General features: G+C 42.5%; 15 protein-coding genes. 8 read left to right on the top strand and 7 right to left on the bottom strand.

Annotated elements, in window-relative coordinates; all coding sequences use genetic code 11:
- Nucleotides 1–37: 37 nt before the first annotated feature.
- From IPZ60_RS04060 to IPZ60_RS04035, 6 genes are all read right to left on the bottom strand, one after another.
- Entirely contained in the window at nt 38–1615 is a 1578-nt protein-coding gene (locus tag IPZ60_RS04060) for an exonuclease SbcCD subunit D C-terminal domain-containing protein (RefSeq protein WP_227669214.1), read from the bottom strand.
- 144 nt (nt 1616–1759) lie between these two features.
- Nucleotides 1760–3397: a siroheme synthase CysG gene (gene cysG / locus IPZ60_RS04055; RefSeq protein WP_194196582.1), complete on the bottom strand. Its 1638-nt coding sequence runs from the start codon at nt 3395–3397 to the stop codon at nt 1760–1762.
- A gap of 271 nt (nt 3398–3668) precedes the next feature.
- A complete protein-coding gene (locus IPZ60_RS04050) occupies nt 3669–4619 on the bottom strand; it encodes an acetyltransferase (protein WP_194196581.1) in 951 nt (316 codons plus the stop codon).
- 357 nt (nt 4620–4976) lie between these two features.
- Nucleotides 4977–5615, bottom strand: coding sequence for a phosphoadenosine phosphosulfate reductase family protein (locus tag IPZ60_RS04045; RefSeq protein WP_194196580.1), 639 nt, complete (start codon nt 5613–5615; stop codon nt 4977–4979).
- Nucleotides 5616–5686: 71 nt separating this feature from the next.
- Nucleotides 5687–6283 carry a DUF934 domain-containing protein gene (locus IPZ60_RS04040; protein WP_194196579.1) on the bottom strand — a complete coding sequence of 199 codons (597 nt, stop codon included), beginning with the start codon at nt 6281–6283 and terminating at the stop codon, nt 5687–5689.
- Entirely contained in the window at nt 6276–7961 is a 1686-nt protein-coding gene (locus IPZ60_RS04035; RefSeq protein WP_194196578.1) for a nitrite/sulfite reductase, read from the bottom strand. Before IPZ60_RS04035 ends, IPZ60_RS04040 begins: the two co-directional genes overlap by 8 nt.
- 351 nt (nt 7962–8312) lie before the next feature.
- Here IPZ60_RS04035 and sat point away from each other — a divergent pair, with 351 nt between their 5' ends.
- From sat to IPZ60_RS04005, 6 genes are all read left to right on the top strand, one after another.
- Nucleotides 8313–9566, top strand: a complete 1254-nt coding sequence (gene sat / locus IPZ60_RS04030; RefSeq protein WP_194196577.1) for a sulfate adenylyltransferase — start codon at nt 8313–8315, stop codon at nt 9564–9566.
- A 456-nt stretch (nt 9567–10022) separates the two neighbouring features.
- Complete coding sequence (locus tag IPZ60_RS04025; protein ID WP_194196576.1) at nt 10023–11108, top strand: sulfate ABC transporter substrate-binding protein; 1086 nt, start codon at nt 10023–10025, stop codon at nt 11106–11108.
- A gap of 250 nt (nt 11109–11358) precedes the next feature.
- The gene (locus tag IPZ60_RS04020) at nt 11359–12444 is read left to right on the top strand and encodes a sulfate ABC transporter substrate-binding protein (protein WP_194196575.1); all 1086 of its coding nucleotides are present in this window, start codon (nt 11359–11361) and stop codon (nt 12442–12444) included.
- Nucleotides 12445–12654: 210 nt separating this feature from the next.
- A complete protein-coding gene (gene cysT, locus IPZ60_RS04015) occupies nt 12655–13539 on the top strand; it encodes a sulfate ABC transporter permease subunit CysT (protein WP_194196574.1) in 885 nt (294 codons plus the stop codon).
- A 1-nt stretch (nt 13540) separates the two neighbouring features.
- Nucleotides 13541–14479: a sulfate ABC transporter permease subunit CysW gene (gene cysW / locus IPZ60_RS04010; RefSeq protein ID WP_194196573.1), complete on the top strand. Its 939-nt coding sequence runs from the start codon at nt 13541–13543 to the stop codon at nt 14477–14479.
- 38 nt (nt 14480–14517) lie between these two features.
- Nucleotides 14518–15240: a sulfate/molybdate ABC transporter ATP-binding protein gene (locus IPZ60_RS04005; protein ID WP_194196572.1), complete on the top strand. Its 723-nt coding sequence runs from the start codon at nt 14518–14520 to the stop codon at nt 15238–15240.
- A gap of 162 nt (nt 15241–15402) precedes the next feature.
- On the opposite strand, the gene IPZ60_RS04000 is transcribed toward IPZ60_RS04005, so the two are convergent.
- Nucleotides 15403–15726: a helix-turn-helix transcriptional regulator gene (locus IPZ60_RS04000; protein WP_194196571.1), complete on the bottom strand. Its 324-nt coding sequence runs from the start codon at nt 15724–15726 to the stop codon at nt 15403–15405.
- A gap of 325 nt (nt 15727–16051) precedes the next feature.
- On the opposite strand from IPZ60_RS04000, the gene IPZ60_RS03995 reads away from it, so the two are divergent.
- Both IPZ60_RS03995 and bfr read left to right on the top strand, forming a co-directional pair.
- Nucleotides 16052–16243: a bacterioferritin-associated ferredoxin gene (locus IPZ60_RS03995; RefSeq protein WP_110923492.1), complete on the top strand. Its 192-nt coding sequence runs from the start codon at nt 16052–16054 to the stop codon at nt 16241–16243.
- A gap of 382 nt (nt 16244–16625) precedes the next feature.
- On the top strand, nt 16626–17114 hold the full coding sequence (gene bfr / locus IPZ60_RS03990) for a bacterioferritin (RefSeq protein ID WP_194196570.1): 489 nt from the start codon (nt 16626–16628) through the stop codon (nt 17112–17114).
- The last annotated feature ends 1 nt before the right edge of the window (nt 17115 follow it).

Genomic DNA, 17115 nt, shown 5'->3' with positions numbered 1-17115 from the left:
GTTATTAGCAATTAATAATTATATCGAATAACTTATATTATTCGGCATGGCTATCTGCATAGCGTAGGTTATAAACGATTTGATCGTATGCATCTCTTAACGTTGATTTTTGCTCATCAGGAATACTATGGGCAGTCAAGCAACGCTCAAATACCTCTTCTTCATTTAAGTCTTGTAACGTCTCAGAGGTTTGCTGTTGGTTAAGGACTTTATTATAGGAGCTAGCATTTTTTGTTATCAGCACTTCAAGCGACAAGTTTTCTACCATCTCATTAACTTGTTCTTTTAGTCCACTTATAATCTCATTTCCAGTATAAACAACCTCTAACCAAATGGACTCAGTTGGATCAATAGATCTAATGGTTTCTGAAATAGTAGCTAGATCACCTGAGACTTGTGCCAATTTCTGAAATTTTGGAATGGGTAAGGAGACTACTTGCATCTGACTTAAATTATCGCGAAGCAGTATTTTATTGTTAGTATCAGCATGAGTAGGTACTGATTGATTATCTAGGTCTTGCTGAGTAGGAGGGTTCTCTGTGATATCAGTTTCTGCCACCTCATTATTATCATTGGCTGATGGCTCTTCAAAACCAAACAAGTCATCCATAAAAGACTCTGCCTGAGTAGCCACTTTTTTAACGGTTTTTTCTATCTTGGTCGTTTTAACATGAGAAGCTGTATTGATAAGCTTAGGAATATGACCATTAGAGGTAACGTCTAGATCTGATACGACATTATCTGCAGCACCAAACTTTACTAGCAATACTTGTTTTTGCTGCTTGGCCTCACCAAAGCCCATAGCTATGGGTGAGCCTGAATAGCGTATATGCTCACGACCACCGACCCGCTGCGGTACGTGCAAATGACCAAGCGCAACGTAATCAAAGCTTTCATCGAACATATCAGCAGATATTTTACCCAGTGAGCCGACATAAAGCTCACGTACGCCGTCATCATCGGTCGTGGTACCCCCAGCTGCAAATAGATGCCCTGTGGCGATGATAGGAATATATTGCTGATGCACTTCAATAAGTTCAGATTGTTTGGATTTGGCAATGCTAGCCACTTCATCGTAGTGTGCACGAATACCTTTTATGACATTGGCATCTTTACTATCTGCAGACTCGCCAGCGCTACTACTACGCACATCGCGGTCACGCAAGTAAGGAACGGCGGCGATAATGCAATGCGGCGTGCCATCTGCATCATCCAAAACCAATACTTCGTTGTTTAAATCGTCACAAGCAGTGCCAATCACATGAACGTTTAAGAACTTAAGTACCTGACTGGGTGCATCTAAAAAAGTAGGGGAGTCGTGATTGCCTGCGACTATCACCACGTGCTGACAGCATGACTTGGATACTCTACCTAAAAACTCAAAATACAATGCTTGGGCTCTGTTACTTGGCGTCATGGTATCAAAGATATCACCAGCAACGATTAATACATCGACTTTTTGCGCGCTAATCGCCTCTTCAAGCCAGCTCAAAAACGCCTCGAATTCCTCATAGCGCATTCGACCATAGAGCCTACGACCCAAATGCCAATCTGAGGTATGTAGGATGGTTAATGGTCGAGCGGGCATTGAATTGGAAGTGGCAGGTGTAGACATAATTGCACTTAAAGACAGTTAATGGGAAGCTGTCATTCTAGCAAGATTTGTTGTGGTTTGCGCTGTTGGAATGCGTGAAAAAAGAGCCCTACCAATATATTATTATCGATAGAGCTCTTTATTGTTGAAAGTTAATACTAAAAATTAATCAATAATCAGTTGTTCTAAACCTTCCTCTTGCTGCGTAGCCAAACTGGATATCATAGAGAGCGCATGTGCTTGTTGATCTATCAGTTGTTTTTCTACTTTACCTCTTGACCCTTCGCGCAACCAGTTCTTTGCTAGATCATCACTGTTTTGATTGTGCTGCTGATTTTGTAAGTTGTACCAAGCCAAATTATCATGCAGGGCGACGACATCTCCCATGATAAGTAGCGCAGGCGTTGGTAGTTGGTTTTGCTCTTGCAACTCAACGATATTGGCAAGTGTGCCGGTTAATACTTGCTGATTGGGCATACTGGCATTGGATACGATGGCAATAGGAGTACTATCAGCTCGTCCAGCATCAATTAAGCCTTCGGTCAAACGAGGCAAAGAGTGCAGACCCATATAGAAAACAACCGTCTCATCAGTATTCAAAAAGCTCTTAAAGTTACTGTTTGGTGCACCAGCCTTTAAAAATCCAGTGACGAAGCGTACCGATTGCGAGTGATCACGGTGGGTAAGTGGAATACCTGCATAGCTGGCCGCTGCATTGGCAGCAGTAATGCCTGGCACGACTTGATAAGGAACGCCATGTGCCCGCAAGCTTTCAATCTCTTCACCGCCGCGCCCAAAGATAAACGGATCACCACCTTTTAAACGAACCACACGGCGACCTTCTTTGGCACTATTGACCAATAGCTCATTGATACCAAGCTGAGCAACAGCATGGTTGCTACGTTTTTTACCAACAAACACTTTGTCCGCATCACGGCGGCACAAGTCTAAGACTTGCGGCGAGACCAAGGCATCATAATAGACAATATCTGCTTGCTGCATCAGACGTAGTGCTTTAAAGGTGAGCAGTTCTGGATCACCAGGGCCTGCGCCCACAATATAAACCTCGCCAACTGGAGTGGTAGCATCCAAAGAGGTTTCGTGTTCGACTACAGGAGCGTCTACCACAGTAGTATGCGTTGGTGATTCAATAGCACTGGCAATCTGAGCAGCAGTATTGTCTAAATCAGCTTGTAGCTGCTCAGTGGCTTCAACTTCATTACCAGCAAACATGAGCTCACTGACTTTCCCTTCAAACGCACGTTCCCAAAACTGGCGACGTCCCGTTAAGGTAGGAATCTTGGATTTTACTTCAGTACGGAACTCGCCGGCCAATTTGGCCAATTTGCCATAACCTTGTGGAATCAACGTCTCAAGGCGGGCACGTAGTAAACGTGCTAGTACTGGTGCTTTGCCGTTAGATGAGATACCAATCACAATAGGGTTGCGATCAACAATGGCTGGAAATATAAAATCGCATAAATGCGGCGTATCAACCACATTGACTGGTATGTTTAGTGCAGTGGCATCAGCATGAATTTGATGATTCAGCGCTTCGTCATCAGTAGCCGCGATAATGACCCGGGCGCCTGACATATAGGTGTTATTGTAATTTTCATAGATGAGCTGATGCTTACTATCATTGAGCAAGGCTTGTATCTCATCACTAATAACGGGGGCAAGGATAGTGATTGCTGCACCAGCACGACTAAGCAGATCCGCTTTGCGTAGCGCCACGTCACCGCCACCAACGATAAGCACTTTGCGGTCTTCTAATTTAAAAAATAATGGAAAAGTGTTCATAGCATCACCAGCAATTCATTCAATGTAAAATATACCACTATTATGAGGTATCGTGCGCGACGTCTCATGCGGTGAATTGGCATTAGTATATTCGTTTTTGATATGAGAGGAGTGTTTTTTGATAGGAAAAGGAATAGACAAACCAAATACATCCATATATAGCAAGGATAGCTGAAGGACAAAATATTATAGCCGAAGCAATATGCTTAAGTGCTCTGGCTATAACGTTTATAAAATGTTCGCAATAGTATATGCAGTCTTATGCTAAAACCTACTCAAACTCACTGAGCATTTTAGTCATGCGTTCATCTTTTTGTTGCCAGATATCTTCTAACCAATCAAACATCATCTTTTTTGTGGCTTCATCACGGTCGTAACCACCATCCATAATAGCGGTAAACAGCTCATCAGGTATCTTTAGGCGAGTTACATCAACGCCCAGACGACGGATATTACCTTTCCATAAGTCATCATAGTCAGGGGTGCCATCTGGGTACACGATTGTGACATCTAAAATGGAATCTAACTGATCGCCTAACGCATTGATCGCCAATGACAGACCACCAGCTCGTGGTTTTAATAAATGCTGATAGGGTGAGTCTTGCTTGTCATGTTTTTCTTTAGTGAAGCGCGTACCTTCTAGATAATTAAGTAGCGCAAAAGGCTTATCTTTTAATTGACGACATGCACGCTTGGCTTCGATTAAGTTTTGTTTTTTAAGTTCTGGATTTTTTGCCATTGCTTTAGAAGAAAATCGCTTCATCATCGGAAAGTCTAAGAAATAAAAGGCTTGACCGATAACAGGGATATAAATCAAATTAAACTTAGTAAAGAACCGCGTCAAAGGCAATCTATCTTGACTAATGTATTGCACGATACTGGTATCAACCCAAGACTGATGGTTGCTCACGAGTAGGTATTGTTTGTCCTCGCTCAGATCATCAGGCATATTAATACGCCAGTCTTTATGAGGTAATGCATGATTGATCACAGCGTTATTACTATTAATCCAATATTTGGTAATCGCAATGAGTGCGTCATCGGCATATTTTGACTTGGTTAATACTTTCGCAGCACCCAACGTCCAGATGGGTAGACCAACGAAGATGCTATTAGCAGTGAGGACACTGGCACCAGTCAGAAAAGACGCCGCTTTACCGACAGGAGGCAATTTATTATGGAGCTTTTCGTAGAGTGAGTCATTTTTTTGTATAGAGGGCATAACAGGTATCCATATTGATGAGTGCGGTAAAACTATTACCAATCTTGAGTGACACGATGGGCGTGATTATCTGCAAAGAGGGTAACTTCGTTCATAATTAGGTTTTAAAGGGTTGGCTTAATGGAGTGATGGTGCACAGCCTTCAAAGGTAATTCATAGAATAACGTAATGTTATACCAAAAAACGTTAAAACGTTGTATAAAAATACTAAATCAGTCGTTTAACATTTGCACAATGCGCTATCGTCTGATGAGAAAACTCTTTAATGAATGACTATATTAAACGCAAAAAAGAAGCGATGATATTGAAATCATCGCTTCTTTTTCTTCTTGATACCATTAATAACTTAGTCGTTATCTACAGCTGAGTATGCAAACCACACTCACGGCTTTCTTCTACTTTCGTTGGATCAAAGTAGTCAAACTCATTTGGCAGGTTATGCTCTTCAAGATATACGTCTAGATCAGCATCTGTTTTTTCAAATAAAGGTGCTACTTTTAACACGCCGTCTTTTGATAGGCTAAGCACGTCAAGGCCTTGACGGAATTCTGTTTGATCTTTACGGATAGCATTGAACCACACATCAGGCTTCAATTCATCTAACGCACGGCGGAATGGTTCAAGTTTTACTTGGTCAGTAAACTCATCATGCTGTGGATTATCAATACCAGGAATACCATTCATGGTCGCGTCACGATGTGCAGCGGTTTGCTTAGGGATATAAGTAACGACATTTAGATTGAGATCACGAATGACTTTATTAGCAAATTGATACGTCGCATCCGTGTTATAGCCTGAATCTACCCACAATACAGTGATATCTGGATGCTGTTTGGCAACTAGATGTAAAATCGCTGACTCATAAGGACGAAAGTTAGTAGTAATGATTGGGTTTTTAGCTTGGCTTAGTGCCCATGAAACGATCTCTTCTGGCGACTTACCGTTTAGCTCTTGGTTGGCTTGATCGATATCTAGGTTTGGGTGTAATTGACTCATGATACATTCCTTACAATGGGATTGGTTTAACAATAAATTTGGTGAAAATTAAATAAATAATGGGTGGTAAATTAAGCGTTAGCAAACATCGGTAATGCAGCAGCGTTTCGACCATCGTAGCTACTGGCAAGCGCGTTAAATGCTTGACCAATATCAGAAATCGATTGCATATCATGCTCACTGAGCACAAAGCTATCTGCACCAGAACGTAGCAGATAAGCGATTTGGTCACGGCCAAACTTGCCAGCCATGCGAATCTCGCCTTCGTAACCCATTTGGCGCAACGTCTGTGCAAAACTAAAACCACGACCATCGACAAACAACGGCACATGAATGACGATTAAGTCTTGCTGTAATAAAAACTCTGACAAGCCAACCAATACATCCGTATCGCTATCCGATGTCACCCAAACGCCTGTACGGCTGGTATGCTGGGACAGTAACTCGCGTACTTGTTGTAATAGTCCGCCGGCAATCTTGCCTGTAGCGTCTAACAAATCATCAAGCGGCAATAGCACATCTGTTTTTTCTGATTTATGCAATAGTTCAAGCAGTGATGTGTGGGTTAGGGCAACGCCTTCTGGCAGCTCATTAGTGGTGAGCGCTAGCCACGTATCGGTCTGACTGATATCGATACCATCGCTATTTAATACGTGATGATTACCCATAGACCTTCTCCTTAAAAGGTGCCACGCCAACGCGATTGACCAAGTCACTAAAGGCTTCTACGTCGTTCTCATTGCTGACGCGCTGCTCTAAATAGACGTCCAGTATTTTTTGTAGGGTAATCGCCACATCTTCGGCTGGTACTGCTTTACCCAATATTTTACCGACCTTGGCATCGTTGCTAGAGTTGCCGCCAAGGCTAATTTGATACCAATGTTCACCCTTTTTATCAACACCAAGGATACCGATATCACCTGTATGGTGATGAGCACAGGCGTTCATGCAGCCAGACATATTTAGGCGAATTTCACCCAAGTCATAAAGGTAATCGAGATCATCAAATTGCTTTTCGATTTGCTCAGCGATATTGTGAGTTGTGGCATTGGCGAGTGAGCAATAGTCCCAACCTGGGCAAACAATCATATCGGTTAACGTGTTTATGTTGGCACGTGCTAAATGCAGTTCAGACAGCTGTTGCCATAGCTCATATAGCTGATTGGTTTGCACATCAGAGAATACGAGATTCTGCTGATAAGTACCGCGCAATTCACCAAAGCTATATTTATCAGACAGATCAGCTAGAGCGTCCATTTGTGATTCACTGAGATCACCGGATGGTACATAGGTTCCGTCGACCAATCCTGCTTTTAGAGAAATCACTACCGCGCGATAGCCTGCTATTTTATGCGCGACTGTATTTTGGTTATACCAATCAGCAAAATCTTTATTCGCATTGAGTTGCTGTTGCAAGTCAGACTGTACTTGTAGGGCATCAAAACCAACATAATCAGGCTCACTAAAGAAGCTGATAGCTGTGTCAAAGTTTGCATCGGTTAGCGTCAGTGGACCGTCTTTGGTATGGGCTTCCCACTCAGCGTCGACCAATTTAGCAAAGGCTAGACCGCCCATGCTCTCGACCAATATCTTGATACGCGCTTTGTACTTATTGTCACGGCGACCATGCAGGTTATAAACGCGCAAAATAGCGTCTAAATAGCTAAGCAAATGCTGACGTGGCAAGAATTCGTTAATCACCTTACCAATCACTGGCGTACGGCCAAGACCGCCACCTACCAATACTTCAAAACCAATCTCGCCTGCGGCATTGGTTTTTACATGCAATCCAACATCATGTACTTGCGTCGCCGCACGGTCATTGGCAGTACCAACGACGGCAATCTTAAATTTACGCGGTAAAAAAGCAAATTCAGGATGAAAGGTAGACCACTGACGGATAATTTCGCAATAAGGGCGTGGATCCGCAATCTCTTCTTGATGAATACCGGCATAAGGATCGGTAGTCGTGTTACGAATACAGTTACCCGAGGTTTGAATGGCATGCATCTGTACCGATGCCAGCTCTGCCAAAATATCTGGCACTTCTTCAAGTTTTGGCCAATTCAACTGGATATTGGTACGGGTCGTGAAGTGTCCGTAACCCTTATCGTACTTACGGGTAATCTCTGCCAATTTACGCAGTTGATAGCTGGCTAGTAGGCCGTAAGGAATAGCAATACGTAACATCGGCGCATAACGCTGAATATAAAGGCCATTCTGCAAACGCAGTGGCAAAAACTGTTCTTCTGGCAGCTCACCCGCCAAAAACCGTTCGGTTTGGTCGCGAAACTGGGCGACTCGTTCCTCTACTAAGTTTTGGTCAGCGTAGTTATATTGATACATGACGTAATCTCAAATTTGTTTTTAGACTTAAAAGCAGCGACGAAAATGATTTGCGTGTGTAATATATTTTGTTGTCGATCGCAATGTGTACCGTTCAGCTTTACATCATATAAGCTTGTGCTTCAAAACATAAATTCCTTTAAGACATATACATATCCAAACACAGCATAAATTTTCATAACGAAAGTTAGGTAGCCTATGTTTATCAAATTTAACCCCTAAAATTTAATATCTGGTAATGCACGATTTTAACTGACGATCGTTAGCATCTTGTTCATAAAGTTACCTTTTAAGCCATTCACTTGCTGTTATTCAACTCTTTTTTCTATACATTGAGGTTTTAAAATTACTATGACATCTACTATCTCTAATCAAAAGCCATCACAACTCGTTCCTCCACATGGCAGCGATGTACTTAAACCACTATTGTTAAACGGTGAAGCACGCGATCAAGCATTGCAACTTGCCAGCACATTACCGACCATTACCTTGAGCTCTCGTGAGCGCGGTGATTTGATTATGTTTGGTATTGGTGGCTTTACGCCACTTAACGGCTTTATGAATCAAGCGGATTGGCAAGGTGTCGTTGACAACATGCGCTTGCAAAGCGGTGACAACGCAGGCTTGTTTTGGCCGATTCCTATTACCTTGTCAGCACCTAAAGCCACTGCAGATAGCTTAAGCCAAGGTGACAAAGTTGCATTGGTCGCCCAAGATGGTGAAGTCATGGGTATCTTGACAGTAGAAGAAACCTATACCATCGATAAAAACCATGAGTGCCAGCAAGTCTTTACGACGACTGATAGCGAGCATCCAGGCGTACAGCAAGTATTGAGTCAAGATGACGTCAATATCGCCGGTAGCGTAGAAGTATTGAGCGAAGGTGAGTTCCCAACGCTATATCCAGAGATTTATAAAACTCCTGCTGAAACACGCGAAATATTGGATGCCAAAGGCTGGAAAACAGTTGCGGCATTCCAAACACGTAACCCAATGCACCGCTCACATGAATATCTTGCCAAGATTGCTATCGAGATTTGTGATGGCGTATTGATTCACTCATTATTAGGCGCATTGAAGCCCGGTGATATCCCAGCAGACGTCCGTCAAGAAGCGATCAAAACTTTGATTGATAATTACTTTAGACAAGATACTGTGATCCAAGCTGGTTATCCGCTAGATATGCGCTACGCAGGCCCACGCGAAGCGTTGTTACATGCGCTATTCCGTCAAAACTATGGCTGTAGCCATCTGATTGTGGGCCGTGATCATGCAGGTGTTGGTGATTATTATGGTGCTTTTGATGCGCAGACCATCTTTGACCACGTAGGTAAAGATGACCTCATTACTCAACCATTGAAAATTGGCTGGACGTTCTGGTGTAATGCTTGTAATGCAATGGCTTCAGACAAAACTTGCCCGCATGATGCCTCTGAGCATGTCAAAGTATCTGGAACAAAGCTACGTAAAGCACTATCAGAAGACGAAGTGGTACCAGAGAACTTTAGTCGCCCAGAAGTGCTACAAATATTGCGTGATTACTATGCAGGTATCGCAAAAGAAGAGCGTGCTGAAGTTAAATTGACCGGTGCTTCTGCGGTATAGTCAATCCTCTATAAATTGGATACGGTGTCAGGCTGGCTAGTCTACTACTTGTAGTACTTTCACTCGCCTTCCTTGTATCCAAATTATATTGAACCGACTATATAACAGCATCTGACTGACTACGATATTTAACGATATCTAAAAGACGGTATTTAAAGAAAGGGATCAGACGATTATCGTTTGGTCCCTTTTTCTATGAAGGCTTATCCAGAAACTCACACCATTACAATAATTCATAAATACAAGTAAAAACAGTTAGTTAAAGATAGTCGAAAAAATTGCTTATGCCAAGTTAACCACTCGATAAGCGAATTCGTCACTAAGAGTCCGGTACACAAACTGCTAGCATATCTTTTATTATCCATCGGGTGATTTTCGAAATACGTTGGGCTGCAATATTAATAATAAAGTGCCCACTATTTTGCCAATGCCCAACCATCTATTAAGAAGAAAATCATGCAATCAGCCATACAATCAAAATTGTCTAATATCACTTCAAAAGTGGGTAGCGTACTGGCCGTTACGGTGCTCATAGCAGGTTGTAACTCTAATGAATCTACATCGCAAGACACATCGACAGCGGGAGACTCGCAAGATATTAGCTTATTGAATGTCTCCTATGATGTATCACGCGATTTTTATAAAGACTACAACACTCTATTCAGTGCAAGTTATCAAAAAGAGCATCCAGGTAGCAAGATCAAGGTCAATCAGTCACATGGCGGATCAAGTAAGCAAGCACTGTCTATTGCCAATGGTTTGCAAGCAGATGTGGCAACCTTAAACCAAGAAAGCGATATGAATCTGCTGGTAGAAAAAGGGCTAGTAGCCACTGATTGGAAGCAGGCATTCCCGAATAATGCGGTGCCTTATACCAGTACGATGGTGCTATTGGTACGTAGCGGTAACCCAAAAAACATCAAAGACTGGTCAGACTTGGCACGCAATGATATCGATGTGGTCATACCGAACCCAAAAACCAGTGGCACAGCGCGCTATGCCTTTTTAGGTGCTTATGGCTACGGTCTGCATCAATTCAAAGAAAGCGTGGAAACGCCTACCAAAACCGATGACTTTATCAAGAAATTATTGGCAAACGTGGTCACTTATGACAATGGTGCGCGTGCGGCGACGACTAGCTTTACCCAGCGCGGGCTAGGTGATGTGCTCATTACAACTGAAAATGAAGCACATTTGGCTGCCAAGGAATTTGCTAAAGGACAAGTCGATATCGTTTATCCAAGCTACTCTATTGTAATTGCCAATCCAGTGGCGGTCGTGACCGGCGTTACGGATAAGAGCGGTAAGACAGATGCCGCAAGTGCTTACTTACAAGGTCTGTGGGATGTGCCTGCTCAGCAGCTCATGGCAGAGATGTACATGCGTCCTAGTAATGCAGAAGTACTGGCTGCTCATAAAGACACATTGCCTGAAATTGCAACTTTCGAGCCAGTGGCTGTCTTTGGTGATTGGACGCAGATTATGGATACGTTCTTTGTCGATGGCGGACGATTCGATCAGCTGGCAAGTGTAAAAAAATAATCTATAAAGCAATCTACAAAGTCATACTTAATTTACCAGCTGTCAGATAAAAAATACCGTCAATCGTATCCGCTTTTGAGTCTCTATAAACGAGGCTCTTCTAGTAGGATTCTGCCAACTGATTGATAAGTTTAACGTTACGTTCTTGTTATTCCGTTTTGGCAATAACATACGCATATTCATCATTAAACATAATAAGATGGCGCTGTTAGCATACTTGCATTACTTAACAGATATCTTTGAGGGATTTATGACATACGCTGTGCGCTATCAACAAAAAAGTAAAACACTGAACGTCCTAAGTATTGCCGGTGTGGCATTAACTTTGGGTCTGGTCGGCTGTAGCAACAGCGAGCAGACAGATGCAAGTGGTAGCGCAGCAACAGACACTCAAGATATCGAGTTGCTAAATGTCTCTTATGATGTGGCACGTGATTTTTATAAAGACTACAACCCATTATTCGTTGAGCATTACAAAGCTGAAAACCCAAACAGTAATATCCTAATCAAACAGTCACATGGTGGCTCAAGCAAACAGGCACTGTCTGTCGCTAACGGTCTACAAGCAGACGTTGCCACTATGAACCAAGGGTCTGATATTGAGCTATTAGAGAAAAAAGGCTTGGTTGAATCAGATTGGGAAAGCAAGTTCCCTGACAACGCTGTACCTTTTACCAGCACCATCGTGTTTTTGGTACGTAAAGGCAACCCAAAAGGCATTAATGATTGGGAAGATTTGACCAAAGACGGTCTTGAGATTGTGATGGCAAATCCAAAAGTGACGGGGAATGGTCGTTATGCATTCTTAGGTGCTTATGGTTATGGTCTGCATGCTTTTAATCAAGATGAAACCAAGGCTAAAGGCTACGTCAAAGACATGCTCAAAAATGTCAAGGTTTATGAGAATGGTGGACGTGCTGCAACGACTACGTTCGTTCAGCGTGGCATAGGTGACGTTTTGGTTACTTTTGAAAACGAAGCAAACCTTGCAGCAACTGATTTCGGCGCTGGTCAAGTCGATATCGTTTATCCAAAATACTCGATTAAATCAGAAAGCCCAGTGGCGATTGTCAAATCAGTAACGGATAAAAAAGGTACAACGGACGCAGCAAAAGCTTATTTGGACTACTTATGGAGCGAGCCTGCTCAACAGTTAGCCGCCGATCTTTATCTACGTCCTAGCGTGCAAAGCGTGCTTGATAAAAATGGTGATAAATTACCACCAGTTGAAACGTTCCGTCCGAATGATGCCTTTGGTTCATGGGATGACATCATGGGTACATACTTCAGCGATGGTGGCGTATTTGACCAACTGGCCATCAATGCACCACAGTAGCAAATTATTAAGACAAGAATGATCACTGAGTAGCCATTTAGTAAAGGTGATTACTTTGCTATGAATCAGGTGATGTAGTCATTCATAAGAAACTCCATAAAGGACATGGTCGTACGCACTATGTCCTTTATACCGTAAGCATACTAATAATAAGTTCGATATAACATGGTCTTACGATAAGTACCATCAGTTGGGCAACAGGATATCACTATGAGTGCACCCACATCTTCTACCAGCAAACCCATTCCTAAGAAAGGTTGGCTGACACGTTTGCGTCAACGCAATGTGCTGCCAGGGTTTGGTTTAAGCATGGGCATTACTGTTTTTAGCTTATCGCTATTGGTGGTGCTGCCGTTTGCCATGATGGCATATACGACAACGCAGATGGGCTGGACGGGATTTTGGGAAACCATTAGCCAGCCGCAAGTGACTGCTGCTATCAAGCTGAGCTTATGGATGTCATTTTTAGCGATGCTCACCAATATGGTGTTTGGTACATTGGTCGCTTGGGTATTGGTACGTTATGAGTTTTGGGGCAAGTCCTTGATCAATGCCTTGGTTGATTTACCATTTGCCTTACCAACGGCTGTCACTGGCATCTCGCTTGCCACTCTGTATGCGCCTAACGGTCTAATAGGGCAGTGGTTTGCCAAATTTGATATTCAAGTGGCCTTTACACCGATAGGTATTTGGTTGGCGCTGGTCGTGGTCAGCTTCCCCTTTATCGTCCGTGCCGTGCAGCCAGTACTCGCTGAGCTATCAGTTGAGTTTGAAGAGGCGGCAGCCGTATTGGGTGCCAATCGTTTCACCACCTTCCGTAAAGTAATATTACCAGAGCTGCTACCAGCACTATTAATGGGTGCGGGTATGATGTTCGCCCGTGCGACGGGTGAGTATGGCTCAGTTATTTTTATCGCGGGCAATATCCCGATGCAGTCTGAGATTTTACCGCTGATTATTATCAGTAAGCTTGAGCAGTTTGACATTCAAGGCGCCTCTGCGGTCGCGCTATTTATGCTGCTCATCTCGTTTGTAATTTTATTAACCATTAATATTGTGCAGTGGAAGCTGTCGCGCCGTGTAGGAGCTCGCTAACATGCAAATATCCAATAGCTACGACTACCAAAGTAATGCGGCAACCAAAGATACGCCATGGATACGCCGCACCTTTATCGGTATCGCTGTACTGTTCATGATGATAATGCTAGTAATACCTTTGCTAGCAGTGTTCTATGAAGCCTTTAAAGGTGGCTGGCAGTTGTATGTTGCTTCACTGGTCGATCCAGAAGCGCTACAAGCCATCAAACTGACACTAATTACCGCTGCCATCGTCTTGCCGATTAATATGGTGATGGGCATCGCGATTGCATGGTTGGTCACCCGCTATCAGTTTAAAGGTAAGCAGTTGGTCACTACGTTACTTGATTTGCCATTTTCGGTATCACCAGTGGTCGCAGGCCTGATGTTCATATTGCTGTTCGGGCTTAACTCTACCATTGGTGGCTGGCTTGAGAGCATGGGTTTCCAAGTGATTTACGCCGTTCCTGGTATTGTCTTGGCAACATTATTTGTCACCTTTCCGTTTGTGGCACGTGAGCTGATACCGCTTATGCAGACCCAAGGCGACAGTGAGGAGCAAGCAGCCTTAACGTTGGGCGCGACTGGTTGGCAGACTTTTTGGCATGTGACCTTGCCAAATATCAAGTGGGCACTGTTATATGGCTTGATTTTGACCAATGCGCGGGCGATGGGTGAGTTTGGTGCTGTCAGTGTGGTATCAGGTCACATTCGCGGTGAGACCAATACCATGCCGCTATTAGTCGAGATTGCTTATAACGATTATAACTTTACCGCCGCTTTTGCCTTATCTAGCTTACTTGCTGCATTGGCTCTCGTGACGCTACTCATTCAGCAAGTCATGACGAAGCTACAAGAGCGTAAATTTGCTAAATCTGAGCGACTGGCCAATATACCTGAGCTATCAGTGAGTGCCAATACTACGGTTGCTACGACTAAAAATAGCAGTGATAAATAAGTCACGATACGACAAAAGATATAATAAGAGATACTATTATGAGCATCGAGATTCGCAGCGTTAATAAAAAATTCGGTAATTTTACCGCCTTAGACAATATCAATATCACAGTACCTACCGGCAAACTGACCACCTTACTAGGGCCTTCAGGCTGTGGTAAAACGACGCTATTGCGTATCATCGCTGGTCTTGAATATGCTGACTCAGGGCAAATATTGTTTGATGAACTGGATGTGACCAATACGCCTGTGCAAAAACGTCATATTGGCTTCATGTTTCAGCACTATGCCTTATTTCGTCACAAAAACATCGCTGATAATGTCGCTTTTGGTCTAACGTTGCTGCCAAAGCATGAGCGACCAAGTAAAGCTGACATCAATAAACGTGTGGCCGAGCTGTTAGAGCTCGTACAGTTGCCCCAGATTGCCAATGCATATCCACATCAGCTATCAGGCGGCCAGCGTCAGCGCATTGCGCTAGCACGAGCGCTCGCGGTCAAGCCAAAATTATTATTACTTGATGAGCCGTTCGGTGCACTAGATGCCAAGGTGAGAAAAGAGCTACGCACTTGGTTGAAAAATATCCATCATGAGCTGGGTATCACTAGTATCATGGTCACACATGATCAAGAAGAAGCACGCGCAGTATCTGATGAGATTGTAGTCATGAATCAGGGTCGAGTAGAGCAGGTAGGGACATCAGAAGAGCTGATACACCAGCCAGCCAGTGCCTTTATTAGTGAATTTTTAGATCTGACATAATTGAATATGGCATAGCCACGTTACTAAAGTCACATTGCTAGAGTTATATTATTACCGCCACATTCTCATAGTCACATTGTTAGCAGACATAAAAAAGACCTATGATAAATAGGTCTTTTTTGCGTTAGTCGATGCCTTATGTTTTATCGATATCACTTATGTCTAGCCTGCTTTTGGCAGAGCAATATCATTGGTAGATATTTGCTTATAAGTAATCTCTAGAACCTCTTGGCACCATTCTGGCAAATCATCGGCAACTTCATACCACATCCAGGTACCATCGCGTACACAGTTTAAAATACCTAATTTTTTCAAATGATTTAAATGACGCGATATTGTTGGTTGAGGTTGATCTAATATTTCTACTAGCTCTCCGACACAACGTGATTCTTTGTTAAATAAAATTTGAAATATTTTTAAACGCGTTGGATCAGATAGAACTTTAAACAATTCAATCGGTCTTATCGTAAAATTATTATCAGACATAAAATAATCCCTATGGGGTTATTGTTGATAGATGGTCAATATAGCAGTAGTTATCTAAAAAATCGATTAAAAAGTAAACTAAATTACAGTTTATCGTAAATTTACTACCATTCATCTATATCATAACATAAATATTTATATTCGCTTACATAGATTAATATATGCAATATTCTTGCCAAGTCAAGCCGACCCTTAAAAAAACATCTTTGTGATTAAAATATGTCAAATACTATTGAAAATGATAATAGTTATCGTTATTATAGGTCAAGCAGTAAAAATGATTAGCCAGTAGTTATTGAATAGCGATATTCGTAGGAGTTAGTTCATGTACGTATGCATCTGCAATGACGTAAAAGAAAAGCAAATTAAAGCAGCTATTGCTTCAGGCATTGATACGCTTGATGGTTTGAAAGACACGCTTGATGTAGCGACTTGCTGTGGTTGCTGCGAACCTATGGTCAATGATTACCTAGAAGAGCACCATGCTAAACTTGATGTCTTAGCTTACGCCGTTTAAGCACCATCAATCTTTAAAACAACAATGAGCTTTAGCCTCACACAAAATATCCAACATACTTCACTTACTCTTTAACCATTATATATAAAGAGTAAGTTGCAAGCGTCCTTATAACTTCGCCAATACACCTATTTTATTGACCTCAGTCGCCTTTAATAGTCAGGATTGACGCTAGCTAATTATTATTCTCAATTAGCATCTTATTCTTAGTTCCTAACGTTACAAGCGATATCAGAGCCGGTATGCTACTATATATGTCTGACGCTGTAAGGCATTTTGTTGGTTTTGATATCTACTACTCAGTTTGCTAATAACACTATCCTTATATGGGTAATTATGAATGCACTGTGAGCAGTAAAGTATAAATAGGGGAGTATAAGTTATGATAGGTAGCCCAAAAGTCATTGATTATTTGAATTTTTTGTTAGGTGGTGAGCTTGCCGCTCGTGATCAGTATTTTATTCATTCAGAAATGTATGCTGAGTGGCATTATGGCAAGTTGTATGACCGTATCCATCATGAGATGGCTGATGAAACATTGCATGCCCAAGCCATTATTCGCCGTATCCTAATGTTAGGTGGCACGCCTAAAATGACGGTTGATGCAATAAATATCGGCGCTACTGTTCCCGAAATGCTTCAACTTGACCTTAACCTAGAGTATCAAGTACAGCAGCACTTAAAGGATGGCATTGCTATCTGTGAAGCAGAGCATGACTATGTCACACGTGAGATGCTGGTTGAGCAACTAAAAGACACTGAAGAAGACCATGCTCATTGGCTTGAGCAACAACTGCGCCTAATTGATATGATTGGTCTGCCAAATTATCTACAAAGCCAAATGGCTGAAGTCACTCCTAATCTCATCTAAC

The sequence above is a fragment of the Psychrobacter sp. NG25 genome (assembly GCF_015234355.1).
Classification (GTDB): Bacteria; Pseudomonadota; Gammaproteobacteria; order Pseudomonadales; family Moraxellaceae; genus Psychrobacter.
Note: the sequence above shows the minus strand (reverse complement) of the source record. Positions and strands in the feature narration are given on the sequence as shown.